The following is a 24,380-nucleotide window of genomic DNA, read 5'->3' as shown; positions in this document are numbered from 1 at the left end:
CCACCTGCCGATATGCCATCCCCAGATCCTCTTCAGATGTCTCTTAGAGAATCGCAGATTCGCGATTTACGCAAAGCCCTCGCTTGCGGGAGAGGTCGGCGCGTCCGGGCGATGCGAAGCATCGTCCCGCGCGCCGGGTGAGGGCTTTCTCCTCTTGGGGGTTCTCGGTTGCGGATGCACCCTCTCCCCAACCCTCCCCCGCAAGCGGGGGAGGGAGCGCACCTCTCCCTTCGGTGCGATAAACGCCGACGCTCCCTCAAGCGGGCAACTGCCCTGCCCGAGTCACCTCACCGCGCCGCGCCTTCCGTAAACGCCGTCTCGATCACCTCGCCGAACGGTTGCCAGGAGCGGCCGTCGAACTGAACCAGCCGCATCTGCCTGATCGGCAGGTAGCTGTTCGGCGAGGTGTTCATCCTGATGTTGGGCAGGGCGACCGAGGGCTGATAATTCTTCAGCGATGCCGCCTGACGCATGATGTTCTGGCGCGACAGGTCGTCGCCACACTGCTTCAGCACCTGCGTCAGCGCCTCGGCTGCGGCATAGCCATAAAGCGCCGCGCTGCTGTTGGTGCTTTCGTCGTGATGGTATTTGTCCATGAAGGCGAACCAGTCCTTCATGGCGGGATCGTCTTTCCACGCGGGATCGCTCGGGTCCTTCAGGAAAGCCGCCGAGATCACGCCGGAGGAATTTTCCAGGCCCGCGGGCGCCATCGCGTTGGCGATCGATGCCGAGGCGTCGTTGACGATAAAGACCGGGCGCCATTTCAGTGACGCCGCCAGCTTGATCACCTTCGACGCCGTCGACGGCACGCCGAGAAAGACGAAAATATCGGCGCCGGCCCGCTTGAGGATCGAGACGTGTCCGTCGAGATGCTCGTCATTGATGTCGAAGGCGATGTCGACGAGAACGAGACGGTTCAGATCGCCGAGACCTTCCTCCATGCCCTTGAGAAGCGCACGCCCGAACTGGTCGTTCTGCCAGAGCACCACGATCTTCTTCCTGGGATAATAGGCCTGGAGATAGTTGGCGTAGATGCGTCCCTCCGACCGGAACGACGGCTGCCAGCCCATGGTCCAGGGAAACGCCTGGGCCCGGCTCAGCTCCTCGTCGCCGGAGGCGACGAACAGCTGCGGAATCTTCTTCTCGTTCAGATACCAGCGCGCGGCGATATTGCCCGGCGTGCCGAACGAGCCGAACATCAAATGCACGTCGTCTTTCTCGACGAGATTGCGCGTCAGCTCCAGCGCGCTGTTCGGATCAGAATTGTCATCGCGGGTGATAAAGCGGATCTTGCGGCCGTTGATGCCGCCGCGCGCGTTGACCATGTCGAAATAGGCAGCTTCCGCCTGGCCGATAGCGCCGAACTCCGAGAGCGGTCCCGAATACGGCATGACATTGCCGATGCGGATTTCGTTGTCGGCGGTGGGTTGATCAGCGCGCTCCTGCGACATCGCCCCGAGCGAGGCCAAGGCGATCATCGAGATGAACAGCATCCTGCCGGTGACGCGCATGCTCGACACCTTGTCGTTGGCCCCCAACGAGGTCGGCTCACTCCGCAGCAAGACGAGTTGATCTACGTCAAGCGTTTGTCAAAGCTGTGGCTGGTTGGCGGGCTTCAGAGCCGCGCCTGCTAATTCCGAACGAAAGCGGCAGGCGTGCTGACGCGCCGACAATCGAGAGAGTCCCCGTGTGGCACCCCTCTCCCTAACCCTCCCCCACAAGGGGGGAGGGAACGCACCTTACTTGTGGCGAGGGCACTCTGACTCATTGGCTTCATAACGACGAGCGCACAAAGAAGCCACGCGCTCCACTGCGCTCCCTCCCCCCTTGTGGGGGAGGGCGGGGGAGAGGGGTAGCCCAGCAAATGGTGTGTGTCGTTAGCGTATCGCTGGCAAACCCCTACGGCAGCCCCCGCGCCTCGAGCTGATGCACCAGCAGCAGGGTCGGCTCGGCGAGGCTGTCGCCGGAGCCGTCGAGGCCGAAGGCGCTCGCGATGCCGTCGCGGCTGCGCAGCAGTGCGCTACGCGGACAATGGCCGGCGCCGCAGAGCGTCTTCTTCAGGGTCTCGCCCTGAGCCGTGATGCCGGCGGAATCATCCCCGGCCCAGGCCAGCACGATCGGGACATCGACATTGAGGATGCCAGGGAAGACCGAGCGCTTGTTGTATTGACTGGCGTCGCTGCCGAGATAGGCCTTCTCGCTGTCGCTCGCGTCCTTGCCGGCGCGGTAGACCCCGGACACCAGCACGACCGCCGCGACATCGGCGCGGTCGGTCTGGAGTTCGGGATGGGCCAGCAGGGTGGCGACATGGAAGGCGCCGGCGCCGTAGCCGACCGCGACGATCTCGCGGGCATCGCCGTTGAACAGGTCGATATTGCCGTGGACCCAGGACAGCGCCGCCGCCACGTCGGTCGCACCCGCCGGCCACGTCGCCGAGGGCGCCAGCCGATAGTTGACGCGCACGCCGATCATGTCGTTGCGGGCGGCAAAGCACATGGCCTGGTCCTGGATCTGACGCGACAACTCCGGCGCGGCGCGGTCGCCGGTGAAGGTGTCGCCGGTCACGAACAGCAGCACCGGCCGCGGCGTATCCGCCTTGGTCGTGGCGGTGGCGACATCGAGCACATTGGCTTCGCTCTCGCCGTAGCGCAGGCCGCGCGAGAAGGTGACCTGCTCGCACAGCCGCGCGGTGCCGCCCGCGGTGGTGTCGTTGTCGGTGAGGCCCACCCGGACGAGATCGGACGGCGCGGCCGGCCGCATCGGTAGGGGACCTTGTGCGGAGGCTGCCGTCACGCCCAGGATCAGAAAAAATGCGAGAAAATTCTTCATGTCGGTGTTGGCCCTGCGTGCCCGATATGGGCTCGCGCGTTTGGCCCGTCTTTTCAATTCGCCTTATTAGTTAGCTGGTCATGAGGCGATTTCACGGCACCCACGGTTCTCTCGGCTCGTCCTCCGCGCGTGGTTCAATTCCCCGGCTGAAACGTGCACTCCGCCCCGCTGCCGTCCTTCCGGCGGATTGCGTTGGGGTCGATCGTGCAGCTCAGCTTGGTCAGGCTCTCGAAATTCGATCCCGCGGCGCCGTCGGACGGAATGCCGGCCAGTGCTTCGGTGGCGAAGATCTCGCTGGCCGTGGAGCCGTTCACCGTCCTGGTCTTCTTGCCGAAGGTGACCTCGCAGTTCCGCACGGTGATGTCGACATTGCCGGCGCGACAGACGATTCGATCGGCGGTCACCACGATCGGCTTCTTGTAGGGAATGTCGCTGTTGGCGGCGAACAGCATCGCCATTGCCTTCTTCTCGGCGCCGGACAGGACCGACGACAGCGGCGCGATCACCCCCGCGAGCGCCAGCGCCGTCGAGCCCGAGACTTTTACGGGCGTCGCGTCGGAGGCATCGGCGACGCCGGAGGCGGTAGCGACAACGAGGGTGCAGGCGAGGATCAATCGACCGGGCTTCATCTTGCCTCCCTGGACCTGCTATCGCGGCTTCCCTCCCGGGCGGCGCGTGGAACCAGTTTAGCATGTAAACGCGAATTGGAAGGCAAGTTCGCCGGGCCTTGCGCCTTTGCGCGGTGCGGCTGTTTTGCCCGAGGTGTCAAACGGTTACGCCGCTGGGCCGAGCCTCGCGCCGACACGGCCGTTCTACTGTGCATGGGGTTGTTTTCGCGTTTTTTGTTTTGGTCGGCCGGTCAGGCCTGCTTCATCGTCCGGAAGGTGATGGAATAGCGGCGCGCTTCGACCGGCGGGATGCTGTGCTCCCATTGCGACCGCGCCTCGCCGTCCATCATGTAAAGCGAGCGCGGCAGGGCTTCGAGCGTGTGGCGCTCCCATTTGTCGCCGCTGCGGCGGCGGAAGCGGAATTTGCAGGACGAGCCCAGCGACAGGCCGAGGATTTTGTCGAAGTGCGGCTTGTCGCGGTGCCAGCCGATGCCGACGCCGGCGTCGTATTCGGTGCAGAGTACTTGCCGGACGCTGCCGCCGGCGAGGCCCGCCCATGCCTCGACCCGCCGCGCGATGGGGAGGACCCAATCCGGGATCGGCTCGGCCTCGGCCAGCCGCTGCAGCGAATAGTCATAGCGATAGCCGAAGGATGCCACCCGGCGGTTGCCCTCGAAGGCGCCGAACTGGAAGCGCTGGAGCGGCAATGCTGCGATGCGGCCGATGAGCGCCTGCTCGGCGGCGGCCTCGACGAAGTCATCGGTGTAGCGAAGGCCGGCAGGCCCTGCTTGCGGATCGGCGAACAAACCAAGCTGCGTCATTCCTCGCATTTCCGTGATGGAACCTAATGGTGGCTGATGCGACTTACATATGACGCGGAAAGTAACGTGCGAGGCTGTCATGGCAGAGAAGCATACCGCCGATCCGGCAGAGATCATGCGGGCGACCGGTCATCCTGAGCTGGAATACGCCGCCGGCTGGACCATCGCCGGTCTGGTCACCATCGGCACCATCGTCGCCGCCTGGGTGTTCGCGATCTAGCCCATTGGAAACTGGAGCTCGAATGCCGCGCCGTCCTCGGTCGGCTTGAGCCTGATCGAGCCGCCATGGCTCGCCATCACCGCGCGCGCGATCGCGAGCCCCATCCCGGTGCCGCCCTGGTCGCGGCGGGTGGTGAAGAACGCGTCGAAGATCCTGTCGCGGTTCGGCGCCGAGATCGGATCGCCGTCATTGCTCACGGTCAGACGCAGGGTCGTGCGCTCGTCGATCGCCTCCAGCCTGATTGTCCCGGCGTTGTGCCGCATCGCATTGTCCGCGAGGTGCGACAGCACGATCAGCGCCTTCTCAGCCGACATGCCGATCATCAGGTCAAGGCTGCCGCTGGCCTCGATTGAGCTCGCTGGAAACCGGCTCCTGAGGTCGGCAATCACGGGCGCCAATTCGGTGCGCTCGTTTTGCGGCAGGCTTTCGGCACGCGCGAGTTCGCGCAGCCGCTGCGCCATCGCTTCCAGCCGCTTTGTGTCGGACAGGATATTGGCGATGAACGTCTCCTGCTCGGTGGGCGTCAGGCTACCCGCTTTGCCCTGAACCGAATCCTGCAACAGCTCGGCGGCGCCCTTGATCGAGGTCAGCGGCGATTTTAGTTCGTGGGTGAGGTGGGCCGAGAAGGTCGCGATATAGTCCGAGCGCCTTGCGAGCTGCTCGGCCATGCCGAGAAAGCTGTGCGAGAGTTGCGCGAACTCGCGTGTGCCGTAATGTCGGAGCGGCCTGAACGCCTCGCGGTCGCCGCGGCCTATTCTGGTGGCGCGATCGATCAGCTCGCGCATCGGCAGCGTGATGGTGCGCGAGAATACGAGGCCGATCGCGATGGTGCCGAGAATCACGGCAAGCCCCGCCAGCACGAACTTGGCCCGCTCCTGGTAGAGATGGTCGAAGATGTTGCTTGGGGTCCGCGTCGTGTAGATCACCCCCGCGACGCGGTTGTTGACGATGACAGGCATCGCCGAAAACACGTGGACGCCGAGGCCGCGGCTGAAGGAATAGATCGACGGCGGCGGCTTGTCCGGCACGCGGTTGCGCAAGGTGGCGCGGTATTGGCCGTGCAGCGCGTCGGCGACCTCCTCGATATGGGCGAGCGATTGCCCGACCTCCTGCCGCCCGGCGATCACCACGCCTTGGGGATCGAGGATGCGAAAGCCCGCCAGCGTCACCTTCTGGGTCTCGCGGATGATCGGCGTCAGTTTTGCGCCGATCTCGACATAGGCGGGTTGCGCCGGCTGGGCCGCCGCCAGCGCCTCGGGTCGCCGCCGCAGCAGGTCGTTGCCGGTGAGATCGAGCGCGGGGCGGATCGGGGTGACCTGGTCGCCGGGGTCGGGCAGCACGTTCGGTGGCACCTCGGCGCCGAGCGTGAGGCCGCTGTCGAGCCGCGCCGTGACCTCCTGCGCATAGATCGTCGCGAGCACGCGGCTCTGCGCGATCAGCTCGGCCTGGGTCTGGCGGATCAGCTGGTTGTCGTAGAGACGGAAGAAGAACAGGCCGACCAGCGGCAGCACGCCGACGGTCGCCAGCACCGTGAAGATCACGAGGGTAAGCGACGGCCGCCATTTGTCTGGCGCCGCGCTCATGCGTCCTTCTCGCAGCGGCCGAGCTTGAAGCCGACGCCGTGGATGGTCTCGATGACATTGTCGCAGGCTAGCGCCGCGAGCTTGGCGCGGATGTTGCGAATGTGGCTGTCGATGGTGCGGTCGGAGACCTGGATGTTGAGCTGGTAGGCGGCCCGCATCAGCTGCTCGCGATTGAAGACCGAGGTCGGCCGGGTCAGGAACGCGCGCAAGATGCCGAATTCGATCGCGGTCAGCTTCAGCGGCGTGCCGGCGAAGGACGCGACATGCTGCTCGGGATCGACCAGGAGGCCGCCTTGCGCAAGTGCTGACGGCCCGGCCTTGGCCTCGCCATTGCGGGGGCTGAGGCGGCGCAGGATGACGTTGACCCGCGCCACCAGCTCGGGCGGACTGAAAGGCTTCGTCACGTAGTCGTCGCCGCCGATCTCGAGGCCGAGGATGCGGTCGATCTCCTCGTCGCGCGCCGACAGGAACAGGATCGGCACGTCGGAGCCTTTGCGCACCTCGCGGCAGACGTCGAGGCCGTCGAACTCGGGCATGCCGATGTCGAGTACGATCAGGTCGGGCTTGTCGGCGGCAAAGCGGCTCAGCGCCTCCTTGCCGTCGCGCGCCTCGATCACGTCCATGCCGGCTTTCTTCAAGGCAACGCGGATGACCTCGCGGATGTGACCCTCGTCGTCGACGATGAGAATGCGGTGCGCCAAGAATCTCTCCGCTGCCTCGTTAGCCCGTCGGCCGAGCTTTCGCCAGCGCGTCCAGCCTGCGCTGGAGTCGCCAATTCCGGAAGCCCCAGCTCCGCCAGGCCAGATCCTGAAGCTGGACTTCTACAAGCCGATCGCGCCGCGACACAAGGCAGTTGTCGTCCGACCGATGAGCGATGACCTTGTCGAGGGCAGGCAGCGCCTGCGGTCCAAGTGTGAAGAGGTAGTTGGCATCGATGTTCAAGCCCTTACCCGACATTTCGTTGCTGTGGCTCAGATTATAGTCGGCGATGAACGCATCGAAGTTCACCAGCGAGCAGCCATACAGCGTGATCGTTAACGCGATCAGATTGGCGCCGACGAGCCATTGGTTTGACCTGTCGAGCACGATGCGGGCGACGATCAGGATCAGTCCGAGCGCCACCAGCCCCATCCAGATGAAGGCCGCGATGCGCCAATAGGTCAGCATGTAGATGTCGACGTACAGATCGAGGCGAAGGATGGAGGAGGCGACGAGAAGAACGTTCTGCCCCACCCAGAGATAAACCAGCGGCCGCATGATCTTCGATTTCTCCGCCGGCCCGCCCGGACGCATCGCGACCAGCACAAAGGCGGCGGCAAGCAGCGCGGTGGCGATCAGCGGGTAGGCGCCGCGATGGGCGTAGGCCGCATAAGTCATGTTGGCCGGCAGCGCGACATGGCCCCAGAGGTAGATGCCGTCGAGAATGGACTGTGCCGCGAACAGCAGATTGAACAGGATCAGCGAGCGCAGAATGGTGGAGGGGCCCAGGAACTCAGCCGAGGCTTGGGACGGCAGCGGCGGCGGCACGGGGCCATCGCCAACGATCGTGGTGGCAATCGTCCTGCGCCGCCAGCGCACATGGATGAACGGCCAGACCAGCGCCAGCATCATGGTCCAGAACAGCACGCGCGGGATGCTGACATAGTCGAGGATGAGCTTTGGATTGAGCAGAGACACCCACTGCTCGATCAGCGGATTGGCTGCGGCGAACAATGCGGTGAAGACCGCGCCCAGCGCTGCAGGCAGAAGCCAGAGTGCGATGCTCCGAGTGAGTGCCGACATGTTGAAGATTTGAAGTGCATCGGGGAAGACCCTGAAGGGATTGATCAGGACAAAGTTTCGCAGCGCGCGGGTGCGGTCGGCGAGCCCGGTCGTCTCCGGATTGGTCGCGAGCAGGAGGGCGATGACCAGCGCTGCTACGAGGATTGGAAACGAGAGCGTGTTGAGCTCTTCCGCGGCCGGAACGAGACCAAGCGCAACGATCGCGCCGCCAATCGCAGCACGCCGATGATCCAGCGTCGCGTGGTTGGCGAGCAGCGAGGCGCAGGCGATCGCGATGGCCATGATCACCAGTGACAGCCCCAATCGCTGCCCGTAGAGCAGAAAGTCGGCGAGCGCGGCGAGCACCAATGCCAACGCGAGCTTTGCCGACAGCGCCGAAGGCCTGATCGGTTTGATTTCCGTCGTCGACGTCGAAGCCAGGCTCGTCATGTCCAGATGACCTTTCGTGAATGGTGGCATCACGAAGTCTGAACGTCGTTTGTGCAGAAGGCGGGATCGTCGTCTCATGGCTTCAGGAGTCTTTTGCAGATTTCGTGCAGGCGCGGTTTTGGTCCTCGCGCGGCGCAAATCGCTTTGATAGGTGCGATGCGTTCATCACTTTGGGCGTGACGCAATCATGCAGCTCCTCAATCGCATCGGTCTCATCCTGCTCTGGCTCGCCGCGCCTCTCGTCGCATTCATGGCCGCGAACAAGAATGATCCTTATCTGCTCGTGCTGCGGGGCGCCGGAAACATCGCGCTTGTCCTCACAAGCATCGTGATTGTGCTCATCCTGCTGCGTAGCGGGCGTTGGCGCACGATCGCCGGCCGGCTCCTTGTCATAGTCTGGTGCGTTCCGCCGCTCCTGATGTCGGCGGCGCACCTGAAATTCGAACTGCGCAAGCACGATGTTCTTGCCGCCAGTGCGGCCGAGGCGCGTCAGTTCGGACCTCACTTCGTGGTCGGTTATTCCTCCTTCCCGGAGATCGCGCGCCTTGCCGAGCAAGGATTGATCGGCGGCATCTACGTCACCCGGCACAACATCCGGGGTCGGACCGTGGAGGCGCTGCGTGCCGAGATCGCGGCGCTCCAGGACAAGCGGCGAGCCGCCGGCCTGCCGGCGCTGGTCGTCGCCGCGGACCAGGAGGGCGGCATCGTCGGGCATCTTGCGCCGCCGTTGACGAAGCTGCCGGCGCTGGCGACGCTTGCCGGGCTTGCCCCCGATGACCAGCAGGCCAAAGCGGCAGGGTTCGGCCGCATCCACGGACGTGAACTCGCCGGGTTCGGCGTCAACCTCAATCTTGCACCAGTGCTCGATCTCAAACCGCCGGTCCGGCGCAATCGCCTCGACTTTCACACACTCATCGGTCAGCGCGCGATTGCGACCGATCCGTCCGTCGTCGGCGCGATCGCGAGCGCTTATGTGCGTGGGCTGGAAGAATCCGGCGTCGGTGCCACGCTCAAGCATTTTCCCGGCATCGGCCGCGTTCGCACCGACACGCATCATTTCAGCGCCAATCTCGACACGCCGGTGAAGGAGTTGGAAGCAACCGACTGGCTTCCGTTCCGCGAGGTGCTGTCGCATTCGCGCAGCGCGCTCATGGTCGGGCACGTCACGCTCACGGCCGTCGATCCCGATCGCGCCGCCTCGCATTCGAAGCGCGTCGTCGAGGGGATCATTCGCGACAAATGGGGCTATCAGGGCGTCGTCATGACCGACGATCTCGTGATGGGGGCGATCTACCAGCACGACGTCTGCCGGGCCGTTGTCGAGGCTATCAACGCGGGCGTCGATCTGCTGCTGGTCGCCTATGACGGCGCGCAATTCTACCGGATTTTCGCTTGCGCCCTGGATGGATCACGGCAAGGCAAGCTCGATATGGCGATGCTGCGCGCGAGCCAAGCGCGGCTCGCGCGGGGTTTCCCGTCCGAGCAGGCGCGAGCCGCCTCACGCCCCGTGAGCGTCGCCCGCCAAAACTAGCCCTTCGCGAACTGACGGTAGTCCGGCTCGCGATGAAACCAGAACTCGTAACCGGTGATGGCCTTCTGCATGGCGACATCGTGGATCGGCTGGTTGAGCGGGACGACGGGAACATCGCGCATGCAGAGCGCGATGAAATCCTTCACGGCCTTGTCGTACTCGGCAGCATCCGTGGTGAACCGTGCCTTGTCGATCAGCGCGTCCATTTCCTTGTTCTGGTAGGAGGAGATGTTGAAGATCGAATTGTTGCCGTGGAAATTCCAGTAGAAGTAGTATTCGGGATAATCGAGCCAGCCGCTGAAGCGGTTGAGCGCCAGAGGCAGCTCTTTCTTGTTCAGCGTCGTGCGCCAGTTCGCGCCGGGGATCTTCTCGATCGCCGCCTTGATGCCGATCTTGGCGAGACTTTCCTGGATCAGGATCGCGGTCGGCTCGCCGACCGTGGCGGTGCCGGTGTCGAGCGACAACGTTGTCTCCAAGCCGCTTTCGAATCCCGCCTCCTTCATCAACGCTTTGGCCTTGTCGAGATCGGTGACGTAGGGAAACGCCTGCGGCCAGACCGGCTTTGAGACGTCTGCCGCTCCGCCATACATGGGAACGGCACGCCCGAAGAACGCGCTGTTCTGGATCTGCTCATACGGCATCGCCCAGGCGACGGCTTGGCGCAGCTTCACATTGTCGAACGGCGGCTTTGCCGTGTTGAGCGCGACGGACCAGAGCGCGTTCGGGATCGGCACGCCCGAAACCTTGACCTTACCCTCCTTGATGATCTGCTCGAAGTCACGCGGTGCAAAGCCGCTGGAAATGTCCGCATCACCCCGCTCCAGCATGGCGCGGCGGGTGCCGGCGGAAGGGACGTCGCGCGCGATCACGCGCCGGAGCTTCGGGAGAGGTCCGCTCTTCCAATCGTCGAAGCGCGCCAGCACGGTCTCGCTACCCGGCTTCCAGCTTTCGATCCTGTAAGCGCCGCTGCCGGCCTCGTTATTCCTGAGCCACGCCAGCGCCCAGGGGTCTTCCGCCGTCGCGTTCTTTTTCGCAAGCTCCGAGTTGATGATGAAGGGCACGACCACCGCGACGTTGAACAGCAGCATCTTGTCCTTGCGCACATAGTCGATGCGGAAGGTGTGATCGTCGACCACGACAAACTGCTCGGGTTTTTCCAGCGATCCCGCCGACATCTGGAAGGTCGGAAAGCCGCCGACCTTCACCGCGCGGTCGAACGACCATTTGACGTCTTTCGCGGTGACCGCCGTGCCGTCGTGGAATTTCGCGTCCTTTCGCAATTTGAAAGTGCAGGACATGCCGTCGGCCGCAACCTCGAAGCTCTCGGCGAGTTCAGGCGCGAGCGTTTCGCGGTCATAGGACAGCGTGCCGTCGGGGAGCGTCTTGGAGGCGTAGCTCAGCAGGCGATCGTAGCAATTCCAGGACAGCCCGTTCACGGTTTGGTTGGAGCCGACGCCCTGCATGTCGAGCGAGTTCGGCCCGAGTTCCTGCACCACCAGCAGCGTCTCGCTGCGCCCTTGCGCCGTGGCAAAGCGCGGAGCGAGGGCGGTCATTCCGGCGAGGCCGAGGCCGCCGAGCACGCCGCGACGGTTTAGTTCGAATGATGATGCGCTCATGGGTGCCCCACTCTTGAGAAATTTGCACCATAAAGAGGCAAGGCGCATGCCATCGGCCGCGCTTCACGGCGTCGCATCCCGTGCGGATCTCAGTCCTACGGCGTCACCGCTCCGCGGCGCACGGCGCGCGGGGCGGTCAGCTCTTTCCAAGTGGAATTGGCGACATGCACCGGCGAGAACGCCGGGCGCTCGACATAATGGCCGTCACCGGCCTCGGCGCGCAGATCGCCATCCTTCCAGACGATTCGGCCGCGCGACAGCGTCGCCGCCGGTCCGCCGGTGCAGGAAAAGCCCTCGAACACGTTGTAGTCGATCCGGCTCATCTGCCGCTTCGCGCTGATGGTCCTGCTCGCCTTGGGGTCCCAAACCACGACATCCGCGTCCGATCCGACGGCGACCGCGCCTTTGCGCGGATAGATGTTGAGGATGCGGGCGATGTTCGCCGAGGTCACCGCGACGAACTCTTCCTTGGTCAGCCGTCCTGTTGCAACGCCCGCTGTCCACAGCAGCGCAAGACGATCTTCGAGGCCGCCGGTGCCGTTCGGGATCTTTCTGAAATCGCCGAGCCCGAATCGTTTCTGCTCGGTAGTGAAGGCGCAGTGGTCGGTCGCGACCACTTGCAGCGAGCCGGCTTGGAGACCGGCCCAAAGACTATCCTGATGCGACCTGTCGCGGAACGGCGGCGACATCACGCGCTGCGCGGAATGATCCCAATCCTTGTTCTGATATTCACCGGCGTCCAGCAGCAAGTGCTGGATCAGCGGCTCGCCATAGACGCGCTTGCCAGCTGCGCGTGCCCGCGCGATCGCCTCATGCGCTTCGCGGCAGCTCGTGTGTACGATGTAGACTGGCGTCCCCGTCATGTCGGCGATCATGATGGCGCGGTTGGTGGCTTCGCCCTCGACCTCCGGTGGCCGTGAATACGCGTGTCCCTCGGGCCCGGTGACACCGCGCGCGATCAGCGCCTCCTGCATCAGGGCGACGACGTCGCCGTTCTCCGCATGCACCACCGGCATGGCGCCGAGATGGGCGCAGCGGGCGAACGAGTTGTAGAGCTCGTCGTCGTTCACCATCAGCGCGCCTTTGTAGGCCATGAAGTGCTTGAAGGTGTTGATGCCGTAGGTTTTGACCACGGTCTCCATCTCGTCATGGATCTGCTTCGACCAGGATGTTACGGCCATGTGGAAGCCGTAGTCGGAGGCCGCCTTCTCGGATTTGTGCCGCCACTCCTGATAGGCCGCGAGCATCGACTGGCCTGGATCGGGCAGGCAGAAATCCACCACCATGGTGGTGCCACCGGCCAGCGCCGCCTTGGTGCCCGATTCGAAATCGTCCGCAGTGACGGTGCCCATGAACGGCATTTCGAGATGGGTGTGCGGATCGATGCCGCCCGGGATGACGTAGGCGCCGCCGGCATCGATGATCTCGCTGCCGGTGGGCGCGTCGAGCGATTGCCCGACCGCGACGATGGTCTCGCCGTCGATCAGCACGTCCGCGCGGCGCGAATGATCATGATTAACGACGGTGCCGCCGCGGATGAGGAGGGGCATGGGAGGCTCCGGATAGAGAAGATGAACCTCGCGAAGCTAAGCGCGCTGCATGGGATGTGACAGGTGAAATTTTAGCCAGTCGCCGCCGACAGTTGAGCTGTGCGCTCTCGGCCTCTACGCCGCCCGCGCGATCAGCCCGTCGATCATCGCGCGCACCAAGCCCGCGATTTCCTTCCGGAGCGCCGGTAGCGGTACCGCGACCAGCTTCTGCTCCAGCCCCAGCGCCACCATGCCATGCACCGCCGAGAACAGGCTGCGCGCAGTGATGCCGAGTTCCTCCCGACCGCGTTTTGGAAACAGCGCGGCCAGCGGCTCGTGGACGTGGCGGAACAGCTGCATCTGGTCGTCGATGGACCAATCAGGGAGGGGCTTGTCGGCGTCCATGCGGTGCTCGAACAGAGCGCGCCACAGTTCGAGATTTTCCGCGGCGAAATCGCAATAGGCGAGGGCGATGCGGACCAGCCTCTCCTGCGGCGACGGCTCGCCCACGCTTTCCGCCGCGCTCAGGGCCTCGTCGAGCCGGTGCAACGTGCGCGAGCCGACTCGCAGGATCAGCTCGTCCACATCGGCGACGAGATTGTAGACCGCGCCGTTGGCGCAGCCGATCTCGCGGGCGAGATCGCGGGTTTTCAAGCCCGCCAATCCCCTCTCGGCGATCATTCGTTCCGCGGCCAGGATCAGATCGGATCGAAGTTTCTCTCTGCGTTTCAATGCCTTAGCCATTTGCAATCAAATTTCTGAGCGCTGCTCAAACACTTCTTGAACGAAGTTCAAGTTTCTTGCTACAAACCAACCGTGAGCAACGCTCATAACAGGGAGCCAACAATGTTCAAGACCTTAGTGACACTTTTCCGCGGCAGCGTGGCCGCCGCCGGCGAGGAGCTGGAAGACCGGACGGCCCTTCTGATCCTCGATCAACAGATGCGCGACGCGGCAGCCGCCCTCGAGCGTGGCAAACGGACCCTGGCGCTGGCGATCGCGCAGGACCAGCAAGAAGGTCGCAAGCTCGAGGCGACCGTCGCCCGCATCGCCGATCTCGAGACGCGGGCGGTCGCGGCGCTCGATGGCGGCCGTGAAGATCTCGCCAACGATGCCGCTGAAGCCATCGCGGGCCTGGAGGCCGATCGCGATGCCGCGCTGACGGCACGCGCCTTGTTCGCAACCGAGATCGCCCGGTTGAAGCGGCACGTCGCAAGCGCGCAAGCCCGCATCACCGAGCTCGATCGCGGCCGCCGCGTCGCCCGTGCCTCGGAAGCGGTGCGCTCGCTTCGCCGCAGCGGCATCGAGGCGGCACGCCCCTACGAATCCACGCTGCCGGAGGCGGAGAGCACTTTGAGGCGTCTTCGTGAGCGGCAGATGGAAGCCCAGGCCGCTGACGACGCGTTGGTCGAGCTCGACGCGGCCACCGGCCCGCGCGCCACTGCCGAAAAACTCGCCGAGCAGGGTTTTGGCCCCCGGCTCAAGACGACCGCGGACGATGTGCTGGCGCGGTTGAAGTCCAAGCGCACGCCGACTGTCTGATCCCGAACCCATCGTCATTCGAACCAACAGGAGACCATCATGAACCAGAATGGCCAGCCCCACAGCGGCGCCTGGGTGACCTTCACTTACGTGTCCTTCGCAGCCTCCGCCTTTCTCGTCGCCATCGGCATCTTCTTCCTGCCGATCGATTTCTGGATGAAGGGCTATCTCACCATGGGTGTTGTGATGCTGATCCAGACCTGCGTCACCCTGACCAAGACCATCCGCGACAATCACGAAAGCAGCCGGATGGTAAACCGCATCGAGGATGCCAAGGCGGAACGTCTGCTGATGGAAGTCTCCAAGGCTGCTTGACGGGCATAGACAATCCGCAAGGAAGCAGCGGAGCAATGCGCTCCGCTGCTTCGCGCCGGAACGCAGTTCGCGACACCTCATATCGCGCCTGCGAAATGCAACAGAGCCATGACGATCGCGCGGGCGTGCGCTCTTGCGCAACCGCACGGGCAGGGGCAGTCTTCACAGGCGGCGCACAAGAACGCCGCCAATAAGATGTGCTTACAAGATCTCGGCGAGGAACCTCATGGCAGCGACGCGGATCGACTGCGACATCCACCCGGCGGTTGGTGGCACGCGCACGACGCTACTGCCCTATCTCAGCGATCACTGGAAAGAGCAGGTCGTGAGCCGCGCCATCGACGGGCTCGATCTCACCTCCTATCCGCCCAGCATGCCGCTAAGCGGCCGCGCCGACTGGCGTCCGGCGAACGGCACAAAGCCCGGTTCCGATCTCGCGATGGTGCAGAAGGGCGCGTTCGAGCAGTTGGGTGCCAGTCACGCGATCATCAACGTGCTCTATGGCGCGCAGGCCGTGTTCGACCCCTACATGGCGGCCGACTTCTGCAAGGCGATCAACGACTGGATCGCCACTGAGTGGCTGTCGCGCGATCCGCGCTTGCGTGCGTCGATCGTGGTGCCGATGCAGGACCCGGATCTGGCGGTCGAGGAGATCGAGCGCCGCGCCGGCGATCACCGCTTCGTCTCTATCCTCGTGCTGGCGCAGGGTGAGACGCTCTTGGGACGGCGGCATTTCTGGCCGGTCTATCGGCTCGCGGAAAAGTACAAGCTGCCGCTCGCGATCCACGCCGGCACGCAATATCGGCAGGCGCCGAGCTCGGCCGGATGGCCGTCGCACCGCTACGAATATTACTTCGTCGAGGCGCAGGCGTTTCAGGCGCAGATCTTGAGCCTGATCTATGAGGGCGTGTTCGGCAAGTTTCCGAATCTCAAAGTCGTGCTGATGGAATCCGGCGTGAGCTGGCTGCCGGCCTTTATGTGGCGCGCCAATAAGACTTGGCGCGGGGTGCGCGTCGAAGTGCCATGGGTCGAGCGCGAGCCGGCCGCGATCATCCGCGACAATTTTCGCGTCACCATACAGCCGTTCGACGCGCCGGGCGACGCGAAAAGTGTGGAGGACATCATCGACCAGATCGGATCCGAAAAGATGTTCCTGTTCGCATCCGACTATCCGCATTGGCAGTTCGACGGTGACGATCCGATCCCGCCGAACCTGCCGAACAGCATCATCTCGAAGATGTGCGTGGACAACCCGCTGGAGACGTTTCCGCGGCTGTCGCTCGCTAACTGACCTTGGAGGTTTGCATGAGTGAGGTCATCGACCGCCCGCTGCGGGAAGACGAGAAGCCCGCCGCTTCGCGGCTGCGCATCGTCGATTGCGACGTCCATCCGAGCCTGCATTCGTTCGACGATCTCAACGAGTTCCTGCCAAAGCGCTGGCAGCAGCATCTGAAGGAATATGGCAGCCATTTGCGCACGCCCTATCTGTTCACCACGCCCTATCCGCGCTCTTCGCCGCTGATCGCGCGCCGCGATGCGTGGCCGCCGACGGGCGGGCCGCCCGGTTCGGATCTCGCCTTCATGCAGAAGCAGCATCTCGATCCGCTCGACGTCGAGTTCGGGATTTTGCAGGTGCTCGATCTCTTCATCTTCTCGCAGCAGAACCTCGAATTCGGCGCCGCAATCCAGCGTGCCATCAACGATTGGCAGCTGGCGTTCTGGTCGCATCGCGACCCGCGCCTGAAGGCTTCGATCCTGGTCGGGCAGGACGGTGTTGATCTCGCCATCGCCGAGATCGAACGCTGCGCGAAAATCGGCGAATACGTCCAGATCAACGTCTCGCCGCGCGCCAACGAGCCGCTGGGCCGCCGCCGCTACTGGCCGATCTACGAGCGTGCCCAAGAACTGGACCTGCCGCTCGGCATCCATGTCGGCGGCTATGGCGGGCACGCGCCGACCGGTGGCGGCTGGCCGTCCTATTATGTCGAGGAGCACCAGTCCAACGCGCACACGATTGCGGCGCAGCTTGCCAGCCTCGTGATCGAGGGCGTGCCGGAGCGCTTTCCAAAATTGAAGTTCGTCTTCATCGAGGGCGGCTTTGGCTGGATCCCATCCGCGGTGTGGCGGATGGACCAGCATTTCGAGCGCTTCCGCAGCGAGGTGCCGCATCTCAAGCGCAAGCCGTCGGAATATGTCCGCGAGCATTTCTGGTTCACGACGCAACCGATCGACGAACCTGACGAAGCCCGGCACCTGCGCTCGCTGATCGAATGGGTCGGCATCGATCGTCTCTTGTTCTCGGCGGACTATCCGCACTGGGATTTCGACGATCCGCGCTTCGCCTTCAAGACGCCGCTGACAGAAGCCGAGCGGACCAAGATCTTCAGCACCAATGCCCGCGCGGTCTACAAATTCTGAGAAGGTCTGCACGGTATGGCCCGTCACATCGTCGCGTCCACCTCGGAGATCCCACCCGGTGGCAACAAGGTGGTCGATGTCGCCGGCCGCGACATCGTCGTGTTCCACGTCAATGGCGAGTTCTTCGCGCTGCTGAACCGCTGCCCGCACGAAGGCGCGCCGCTGGAGAAAGCGGCGTGCGTGGCGCGGCTGACCTCGCCCGAGCCCGGCATCTATCAGCGCTCGCGCGTCGGCGAGATGCTGCGTTGTCCCTGGCATGGCTGGGAGTTCGACATGCGCAACGGCCAATCCTGGTTCGACCCGAAGCGCGTCAAGATAAGGTCATATCCGGTCGCTGTGGAGCGCGGCGAGGAACTCCAGAAAGGCCCGTATGTTGCCGAGACCTTTCCGGTGCATGTCGAGGACAGCTACGTGATTGTGGAGGTCTGAGCAGCCGGTTGGGATTGTGATTTTGCCGCAGGTGGGATAAGCCTCGCCCGCATTTATGGCGGAGACGAGCTTTGTCGAAACAATCCCTGCGTGAGGAGGCCGAGCGCCTGATCCGCGAATCGATGGAAAAGAAAACCGTCGTCGTCAAGCAGGGTGATACCCGCATCGAGGCCGTCTGCGGTAAATGCGGCGCCCCGAACCGTGTGCAGGCGCCAAAGGGCCAGACCCGCATCAAGTTCGCCTGCAAGAATTGCGGGCATCAGCAAGAGACGCTGTAGAGCGCCCCCTGTGTAAACCCTCATCCTGAGGAGCCCGCCGGAAGCGGGCGTCTCGAAGGATCGAGGCCCAACCGGGCCTGCATGGTTCGAGACGCGCGTTCCGCGCTCCTCACCATGAGGATCAAACAGCCTAATCCCCCTTCACGAATTTCGCGAATGCATCCGCATGGTCCGGATGCCAGCGTGACAGCGGCGGGCGGTTCTCCACGATGTCGCCGGCGGCCCACAGCATGCGCTTTTCGTCGAGCGCGCGCGGGACGTCGTTGTCGGGGCAGAGGATGTAGAAATCGCCGGCCTCCATCCGCGCCAACATGAAATCCACGGTCTGCTCGGCCGTCCAGGCGCCGGCCAGCTTCTCCGTCCGGCCTTTCGCGGTAAGGTTCGTGAAGACGAAGCCGGGAATCAGCAGATGCGCGGTGATGCGGCAACCCGCAGTGTTGCGCAGCTCGTGCTGGAGCGCTTCCGTAAAAGCCTTCACGCCGGCCTTGGAGACGTTGTAAGCGGGATCGCCGGGCGGGGTGGTGATGCCCTGCTTCGAGCCGGTGTTGATGATGAGCCCCGCCCTGCCGCGCGCGATCATGTTGGGCGCGAAGATGCGCGAGCCAGTGATGATGCCCCACATGTTGACGCCGATAATGCGCTGCCAATTGTCGGGTTCGCCGAACAACGTGCTGCCGGGCTGGATGCCCGCATTGTTCATGAGGATGTCGGTGCCGCCGAAGCGCTCGCGCACGGCGCGCTCGAGTTCCGCCACGCTCTCGGCCTTGCTGACGTCGATCGCGAAGGTCATCACATGTGTGGCGGACGTCAGCGATGAGAGCCTTGTTGCGGCATCCGCCAGCCGCGCCTGATCCACATCGGCGATACACACCTTCATGCCGTCGCGCGCGAACGCCAAAGCCGCGGCGAATCCGATCCCGGACGCGCCGCCGGTGATCACGGCAACATTGTCTTTGACGATGGCGGGATGCGGCATGGATCGGTGTCCGGGGGAGGGGCTCGGTCGTGCTATATCATGGCACTCGCGCGACCCTGCACAAGTCGGCATGGGAGGTCTTCGTTCCGCGCCGACTTTACGCCTCTCCTTTACGCCTGTCCGGCACCGCAGTATTCTATCGACCTAACGATCCCGCCCAGATCGAACCAATCAATCATTGACAGGGAGTTCAGCCATGGCTGTGTCGCAGGCTATTCCAATCACGCGCCACCCGTTCGCCAACGGGTCCTACAAGCAGATGCTGATCGACGGGAAGTGGGTCGATGCTGCCTCCGGCAAGCGCTTCGAGACCCATAACCCCGCGACCGGCGAACTGCTCGCAACCGTTGCCGAGGGCGACAAGGAAGATATCGACCGTGCGGTCGCTGCCGCTCGCCGCGCCTTCGAAGGGCCCTGGAGCAAGGTCAAGCCGTTCGAGCGGCAGAATCTGCTGCTGAAGCTTGCCGACCTCGTCGAGAAGAATTTCGACGAATTGTCGCAGCTCGACACGCTCGACATGGGCGCGCCGCTCAGCCGTACCCGCGCCTATCGTCTGCGCGCCGTCGGCATGTTGCGCTATTATGCCGGCCAGACCACAGCGATCCATGGCGAGACCATCGAGAACTCGCTGCCCGGCGAAATCTTCTCCTACACACTGAAGGAGCCGATCGGCGTCGTCGGCGCCATCATTCCCTGGAATGGTCCGCTGACCGCGACGATCTGGAAGATCGGCCCGGCGATCGCGACCGGCTGCACCGTCGTGCTCAAGCCCGCCGAAGAAGCGCCGCTGACGTCGCTGCGCATCGCCGAGCTCGCGATGGAAGCGGGCGTCCCGCCCGGCGTCATCAATGTCGTGCCTGGCTTCGGCGAGACCGCGGGCGCGGCGCTTGCCGCACATCACGACGTCGACAAGGTTGCCTTCACCGGCTCGCATGTCACGGGCCAGTCGATCATCCGCGCCTCGGCCGGCAACCTCAAGCGTGTCTCGCTCGAGCTCGGTGGCAAGTCGCCGGACATCGTGTTCGCGGACGCCGATCTCGATGCGGCCGTGCCGGGCGCCGCGATGGCGGTGTTCGCCAATTCGGGGCAAATCTGCAGCGCCGGCACCCGGCTGTTCGTCGAGCAGTCGATCTACGAGGAGTTCGTCGGCCGCGTCGCCGAGTTCGGCAAGAAGCTGCAAGTGGGCAACGGTCTCGACCCCAACACCCAGATCGGACCGCTGGTGTCCGAGCAGCAGCTCGAGCGCGTCACCAGCTATCTCGACATCGGCCAGAAGGAAGGCGCCAAGGCGCTCGCCGGCGGTGGCCGCGTCACCGAAGGCGCGCTTTCAAAAGGCTTCTTCGTCTCGCCGACGGTGTTCGCGGGCGTCCAGGACAATATGCGGATCGCGCAGGAGGAGATCTTTGGACCCGTCATCTCCGCGATCGCATTCAAGGACATGGACGAGCTGGTCAAGCGCGCCAACGCCACCACGTTCGGTCTCGGCTCGGGCCTGTGGACACGGGACGTCAGCAAGGCGCATGCGGTTGCGAAGCGCCTGCGCGCCGGCTCGGTGTGGGTGAATTGCTACCAGGCGATGGACCCTGCAGTCCCCTTCGGCGGCTACAAGATGAGCGGCTACGGCCGCGAATCCGGCAAGCAGCACGTCGAGGAATATCTCAACGTGAAGGCGGTGTGGATCAAGACGGCGTAAGACCTGTTCTCTCCAGCGTTCCGCGGCAGGGCATATCTGCTTTTGCAGGGGCGGCGCCTTTCCCGGTGGCCGCCCCCTCGCTATATGATGCGCATCCTTCCTTAGCCATTCTGGGGCCGGCATGAAATTCGAGGCGTTGTTTCAACCGTTGCAGATCGGTCCGTACAAGCTCGCGCATCGCGTCGCGATGGCGCCATTGACGCGCATGCGGGCCGAGCGCGAGAGCTTTTCGCCGCGGCCGCTCAACGCCGAATATTACGGTCAGCGCGCCACTCAAGGCGGCCTGATCATCGCCGAGGCCTCGCCCGTGCTCTCGCACGGCCGCGGCAATCCGGCGACGCCTGGCATCTATTCGGAGACGCAGATCGCGGGCTGGCGCAAGGTGGTCGACACCGTGCACGCCAAGGGCGGCATCATCTTTCTCCAGCTCTGGCATGTCGGCCGCGTCTCGCATTCCTCCTTCCACGGCGGGGAGCTGCCGGTCTCGGCCTCGGCGATCCCGATCAGGGCCGAAGGCATGAAGGCAATGACCGCCGACGGCAAGATCTCCGACTACGAGACGCCGCACGCGCTGGACACGGACGAGGTCAAGGGCATCGTCGAGGCGTTCAGGCAGGGCGCGAAGAACGCGTTGGCCGCCGGGTTCGACGGTGTCGAGATCCACGGCGCCAACGGCTATCTGCTCGAGCAATTCCTGCAATCACGCAGCAACCAGCGCACCGATCAATATGGCGGTTCGATCGAGAACCGCGCGCGGCTTCTGCTCGAAGTGACCGAGGCCGCGATCGGGGTCTGGGGCGCGGGCCGCGTCGGCGTGCGGCTGTCGCCCCACGGCATTGCCAATGATTCCGGCGAGCCCGATCCGATGCCGCTCTACACGCACGTGGTGAAGGCGCTCGACAAGCTCGGTCTAGCCTATCTGCATTTCATCGAACCGCGCTCCAGCGGCTCGGGGCGCGCAGAAGTCAATTGGCAGAACGTGCCCTCGGCGATGCTGCTGTTCCGCCCGCTCTACGGCGGCGTGCTGATGACCGCCGGCGGGTTTACCGGCGAGACGGCGAACGCCGCCATCGCCGACGGCCATGCCGACCTCATCGCCTTCGGCCGCATCTTCATCTCCAACCCCGATCTGCCGCGCCGCCTGCAGCACGATTACCCTCTCACGCCGTATAACCGTGCGACGTTCTACGGTGGCGAGGAGAAGGGCTATACGGACTATCCGGTGTATGACGAGCTGACGCCGGTCTGACACTGCTGTAGCCCGGATGAGCAAAGCGATATCCGGGGTCTTCACCCAAGCTCTGGTCTTCCCGGATGTCGCTTCGCTCATCCGGGCTACGGAGTTATTGTGTTGCCGCGACGGACACCACGAATTCCGTCATTGCGAGCGATGGGGGAAACATCATGGCTAAAGCCGCAGCCGCCGCAGGAGTTGCCCCCGGGCAATGCCTCTGCGGCAAGGTTACCTTCGAGATCGACGTGCCCGCACGCTGGGCCTGGCACGATCACTCCGCCGCCAGCCGTCGCGCCCACGGCGCCGCCTATGCAACCTATGTCGGAAGCTGGAAGAAGCGGTTTCGCATCACCGCAGGCAAGACGGCGCTGACCCGCTACGAGGACAAGGCAACGAAGACCGCGCGCAGCTTCTGCGCGCATTGCGGCACGCCGATCACGTACGAGCGCCCGCGCGGGCCGCATATGGTCAACATCCCCCGTGCGCTGTTCAGGGAACGCACCGGCCGCCAGCCGCTCTATCACATCGCGATCGAAGAGCTGCAGGAATGGGCCTATACCGGCGAGCCGCTGGTGCCGTTGAAAGGTTTTCCCGGTGTGGTCTGGCAGCGCTCGAAAAAGAAGAAGCGGGCGGGCGGGGAGGATCCGTTCGAGCTGGGGCGCGAGGAGATGTAGCGCCCGCCCACGCAACGCAGCCATGACTGCGCTTCCTTGCGCGCCTCCCGCGATTTCGGCCATCATGCGCCCGTCCTTGCGGCAACGTCCGCCTCTGGAGGAAGCATGAAGAACAAGATCACCGGCCGCTCCGCCTTTCTCGCGTTGCTCAAGGACGAGGGCATCACGCATCTGTTCGGCAATCCCGGCACCACCGAGCTACCGATCATGCATGCGCTGAAGGACCATCCTGATCTCACCTATGTGATGGCGATGCAGGAGAGTCTGGTGGTGGCGATCGCGGATGGCTACAGCCGCGCCTCCGGAAAGCTCGTCGCCTGCAACGTCCATGTTGCGCCCGGCCTCGGCAACGCGATGGGCTCGCTCTACAACGCCCAGTTCACGGGCACGCCGATGATCCTGACCGCGGGTCAGCAGGAGCAGGGCCACGGCCTGATGGAGCCGGTGCTCTACGGGCCGCTGGTGCGCATGGCGGAGCCGCTGGTGAAATGGGCGGTCGAGGTGACGCGCCTCGAGGATCTGCCGCGCATCGTGCGCCGCGCCGCAAAAGTCGCGACCACGCCGCCGACCGGGCCGGTGTTCATTTCGTTGCCCGGCGATATCCTCAACAGCGAGGCCGGGATCGATCTCGGCCGCTCCACCCGCATCGATGCCCGCACACGGCCATCGGATGAGGCGCTCAAGGCGTTCGCCGCGCTGCTACTCAAGGCCGAGCGCCCCGTGATCGTCACCATGGACGAGGTGGTGAAGAGCGATGCGCTCAAGGAGGCCGCCGAACTCGCCGAGGTGCTGGGTGCGGCTGCCTACCAATCCTCGACACCCTACGGCTCGCACTTCCTCTCGGAGAGCCCGAGCTTCGTCGGCACGTTGGCGCGTGTCCAGAAGGTCGCGCGCGACACGCTTGCGCCGTACGACCTCCTGATCGCGCTCGGCGGCGATCCTCTGCGGATGTCGGTCTACAGCGAGGTCGATGCGCTGCCGGAGGGCCTTGGCATCGTGCAGATCGGTCTCGGCGACTGGGAGATCGCCAAGAACTACGGTGCCGAGATCGCGCTGAAGGCGGATTTGAAGGAAACGCTGCGTGCGCTGATCCCGGTGCTGAAGGAGATGGGCGGCGCTGCCCTGGCGCAACGTGCGAAGCAACGTCTCGCCGAGCTTGCGCCGAAGAACTGGACCGCGCGGCGCACCGCGCTGGTCGAGCAGATCGGCAAGGCCGCGGACCGCAGCCCCATCGATCCGGACTGGCTGGTGCTGCAAATGGTCGAGGCCATGCCCGCCAATGCCATCCTCGTCGACGAAGGCCTCACCTCCAGCCGCCAGATCACGGCGCTCCGCGCGCACCGCGATCGCTTCGACTATCACGGCCTTGCTTCCGGCGGCATCGGCTGGGGCCTGCCGGCTTCCGTCGGTGCCAGTATCGCCAATCCCGATCGCCCCGTGGTCTGCTTCTCCGGCGACGGCAGCGCGATGTATTCGATCCAGTCGCTGTGGACGGCGGCGCATCACAAGCTGCCGCTCAATGTGGTCATTGCCAACAATGGCGGCTACCGCATCATCAAGCAGCGTCTGCTCGCCTTCCATGGCGACGACAATTACGTCGGCATGGATTTTGTCGATCCGCCGGTGGATTTCGCGGGTGTAGCGAAGGCGCTGGGATGCGAGGCGATCAAGGTCAGCGATCCCCGCGAGTTGAAGGCGACGCTGGCGTCGGCGTTTGGCCGGCCGGGGACGAAACTGATCGAGGTGATGGTGGACGGGAAGGTGTGAGGCAGCGTCACTTGCGGCGCTGATGCCCGCCACGTTCTCAGTCGTCATCACCCGCGAAGGCGGGTGATCCAGTATTCCAGAGGCGGCGGTGATTGAGTCGAGACGC

At 64.3% G+C, this 24,380-nt stretch carries 23 protein-coding genes; 12 read left to right on the top strand and 11 right to left on the bottom strand.

Going from position 1 to position 24,380, the window contains the following annotated elements:
- Positions 1 to 287: 287 nt before the first annotated feature.
- The 4 genes from ABIB91_RS26990 to ABIB91_RS26975 all read right to left on the bottom strand — a co-directional run bounded on the left by ABIB91_RS26990 (position 288) and on the right by ABIB91_RS26975 (position 4,258).
- Positions 288 to 1,511, bottom strand: coding sequence for an ABC transporter substrate-binding protein (locus tag ABIB91_RS26990; RefSeq protein WP_354168749.1), 1,224 nt, complete (start codon positions 1,509 to 1,511; stop codon positions 288 to 290).
- A 388-nt stretch (positions 1,512 to 1,899) separates the two neighbouring features.
- Complete coding sequence (locus ABIB91_RS26985; protein ID WP_354168743.1) at positions 1,900 to 2,829, bottom strand: alpha/beta hydrolase; 930 nt, start codon at positions 2,827 to 2,829, stop codon at positions 1,900 to 1,902.
- 134 nt (positions 2,830 to 2,963) lie between these two features.
- Positions 2,964 to 3,458, bottom strand: a complete 495-nt coding sequence (locus tag ABIB91_RS26980; protein WP_354168741.1) for a hypothetical protein — start codon at positions 3,456 to 3,458, stop codon at positions 2,964 to 2,966.
- A 230-nt stretch (positions 3,459 to 3,688) separates the two neighbouring features.
- Positions 3,689 to 4,258, bottom strand: coding sequence for an alpha-ketoglutarate-dependent dioxygenase AlkB (locus ABIB91_RS26975; protein WP_354168739.1), 570 nt, complete (start codon positions 4,256 to 4,258; stop codon positions 3,689 to 3,691).
- A gap of 79 nt (positions 4,259 to 4,337) precedes the next feature.
- Here ABIB91_RS26975 and ABIB91_RS26970 point away from each other — a divergent pair, with 79 nt between their 5' ends.
- Positions 4,338 to 4,478: a hypothetical protein gene (locus ABIB91_RS26970; protein ID WP_007597071.1), complete on the top strand. Its 141-nt coding sequence runs from the start codon at positions 4,338 to 4,340 to the stop codon at positions 4,476 to 4,478.
- Here ABIB91_RS26970 and ABIB91_RS26965 read toward each other — a convergent pair.
- From ABIB91_RS26965 to ABIB91_RS26955, 3 genes are read right to left on the bottom strand one after another with little or no spacing between them, the layout of a single operon-like run.
- Complete coding sequence (locus tag ABIB91_RS26965) at positions 4,475 to 6,061, bottom strand: ATP-binding protein (RefSeq protein WP_354168737.1); 1,587 nt, start codon at positions 6,059 to 6,061, stop codon at positions 4,475 to 4,477. The two genes, ABIB91_RS26970 and ABIB91_RS26965, sit on opposite strands and share 4 nt — an antisense overlap.
- Complete coding sequence (locus ABIB91_RS26960; RefSeq protein ID WP_354168735.1) at positions 6,058 to 6,762, bottom strand: response regulator transcription factor; 705 nt, start codon at positions 6,760 to 6,762, stop codon at positions 6,058 to 6,060. Before ABIB91_RS26960 ends, ABIB91_RS26965 begins: the two co-directional genes overlap by 4 nt.
- 19 nt (positions 6,763 to 6,781) lie before the next feature.
- The gene (locus ABIB91_RS26955; RefSeq protein WP_354168733.1) at positions 6,782 to 8,272 is read right to left on the bottom strand and encodes a DUF4153 domain-containing protein; all 1,491 of its coding nucleotides are present in this window, start codon (positions 8,270 to 8,272) and stop codon (positions 6,782 to 6,784) included.
- A 187-nt stretch (positions 8,273 to 8,459) separates the two neighbouring features.
- Here ABIB91_RS26955 and ABIB91_RS26950 point away from each other — a divergent pair, with 187 nt between their 5' ends.
- A complete protein-coding gene (locus ABIB91_RS26950; RefSeq protein WP_354168731.1) occupies positions 8,460 to 9,803 on the top strand; it encodes a glycoside hydrolase family 3 N-terminal domain-containing protein in 1,344 nt (447 codons plus the stop codon).
- Here the strand turns inward: ABIB91_RS26950 and ABIB91_RS26945 are convergent.
- The 3 genes from ABIB91_RS26945 to ABIB91_RS26935 form a co-directional block, all read right to left on the bottom strand.
- The gene (locus tag ABIB91_RS26945) at positions 9,800 to 11,419 is read right to left on the bottom strand and encodes an ABC transporter substrate-binding protein (RefSeq protein ID WP_354168729.1); all 1,620 of its coding nucleotides are present in this window, start codon (positions 11,417 to 11,419) and stop codon (positions 9,800 to 9,802) included. The two genes, ABIB91_RS26950 and ABIB91_RS26945, sit on opposite strands and share 4 nt — an antisense overlap.
- Before the next feature lie 95 nt (positions 11,420 to 11,514).
- Entirely contained in the window at positions 11,515 to 12,969 is a 1,455-nt protein-coding gene (gene hydA, locus ABIB91_RS26940) for a dihydropyrimidinase (RefSeq protein WP_354168727.1), read from the bottom strand.
- Between the two features lie 114 nt (positions 12,970 to 13,083).
- Positions 13,084 to 13,692, bottom strand: a complete 609-nt coding sequence (locus tag ABIB91_RS26935; RefSeq protein WP_354168726.1) for a TetR/AcrR family transcriptional regulator — start codon at positions 13,690 to 13,692, stop codon at positions 13,084 to 13,086.
- Between the two features lie 102 nt (positions 13,693 to 13,794).
- On the opposite strand from ABIB91_RS26935, the gene ABIB91_RS26930 reads away from it, so the two are divergent.
- From ABIB91_RS26930 to ABIB91_RS26905, 6 genes are all read left to right on the top strand, one after another.
- Entirely contained in the window at positions 13,795 to 14,490 is a 696-nt protein-coding gene (locus ABIB91_RS26930; RefSeq protein ID WP_354168724.1) for a PspA/IM30 family protein, read from the top strand.
- Positions 14,491 to 14,529: 39 nt separating this feature from the next.
- The gene (locus ABIB91_RS26925) at positions 14,530 to 14,805 is read left to right on the top strand and encodes a YiaA/YiaB family inner membrane protein (protein WP_007597050.1); all 276 of its coding nucleotides are present in this window, start codon (positions 14,530 to 14,532) and stop codon (positions 14,803 to 14,805) included.
- A 226-nt stretch (positions 14,806 to 15,031) separates the two neighbouring features.
- On the top strand, positions 15,032 to 16,096 hold the full coding sequence (locus tag ABIB91_RS26920) for an amidohydrolase family protein (protein ID WP_354168722.1): 1,065 nt from the start codon (positions 15,032 to 15,034) through the stop codon (positions 16,094 to 16,096).
- Between the two features lie 14 nt (positions 16,097 to 16,110).
- Positions 16,111 to 17,223 carry an amidohydrolase family protein gene (locus ABIB91_RS26915; protein ID WP_354168720.1) on the top strand — a complete coding sequence of 371 codons (1,113 nt, stop codon included), beginning with the start codon at positions 16,111 to 16,113 and terminating at the stop codon, positions 17,221 to 17,223.
- 15 nt (positions 17,224 to 17,238) lie between these two features.
- A complete protein-coding gene (locus tag ABIB91_RS26910; protein ID WP_027565497.1) occupies positions 17,239 to 17,652 on the top strand; it encodes a Rieske (2Fe-2S) protein in 414 nt (137 codons plus the stop codon).
- Positions 17,653 to 17,723: 71 nt separating this feature from the next.
- Positions 17,724 to 17,930 (top strand): hypothetical protein, encoded by a 207-nt coding sequence (locus tag ABIB91_RS26905; RefSeq protein ID WP_007615092.1) that lies wholly within the window; start codon positions 17,724 to 17,726, stop codon positions 17,928 to 17,930.
- Between the two features lie 130 nt (positions 17,931 to 18,060).
- On the opposite strand, the gene ABIB91_RS26900 is transcribed toward ABIB91_RS26905, so the two are convergent.
- Complete coding sequence (locus tag ABIB91_RS26900) at positions 18,061 to 18,906, bottom strand: SDR family NAD(P)-dependent oxidoreductase (RefSeq protein WP_354168717.1); 846 nt, start codon at positions 18,904 to 18,906, stop codon at positions 18,061 to 18,063.
- Positions 18,907 to 19,102: 196 nt separating this feature from the next.
- Between ABIB91_RS26900 and ABIB91_RS26895 the strand changes: the two genes are divergently transcribed.
- From ABIB91_RS26895 to ABIB91_RS26880, 4 genes are all read left to right on the top strand, one after another.
- Positions 19,103 to 20,599 (top strand): aldehyde dehydrogenase family protein, encoded by a 1,497-nt coding sequence (locus ABIB91_RS26895; protein WP_354168715.1) that lies wholly within the window; start codon positions 19,103 to 19,105, stop codon positions 20,597 to 20,599.
- Positions 20,600 to 20,720: 121 nt separating this feature from the next.
- Complete coding sequence (locus ABIB91_RS26890; protein ID WP_354168713.1) at positions 20,721 to 21,848, top strand: alkene reductase; 1,128 nt, start codon at positions 20,721 to 20,723, stop codon at positions 21,846 to 21,848.
- 155 nt (positions 21,849 to 22,003) lie between these two features.
- Entirely contained in the window at positions 22,004 to 22,507 is a 504-nt protein-coding gene (locus ABIB91_RS26885; RefSeq protein WP_354168711.1) for a GFA family protein, read from the top strand.
- Positions 22,508 to 22,612: 105 nt separating this feature from the next.
- Positions 22,613 to 24,274, top strand: coding sequence for a thiamine pyrophosphate-binding protein (locus ABIB91_RS26880; protein ID WP_354168709.1), 1,662 nt, complete (start codon positions 22,613 to 22,615; stop codon positions 24,272 to 24,274).
- Positions 24,275 to 24,380: the final 106 nt, after the last annotated feature.

The sequence above is a fragment of the Bradyrhizobium sp. JR4.3 genome (assembly GCF_040547695.1).
Taxonomy (GTDB): Bacteria; Pseudomonadota; Alphaproteobacteria; order Rhizobiales; family Xanthobacteraceae; genus Bradyrhizobium; species Bradyrhizobium canariense.
Note: the sequence above shows the minus strand (reverse complement) of the source record. Positions and strands in the feature narration are given on the sequence as shown.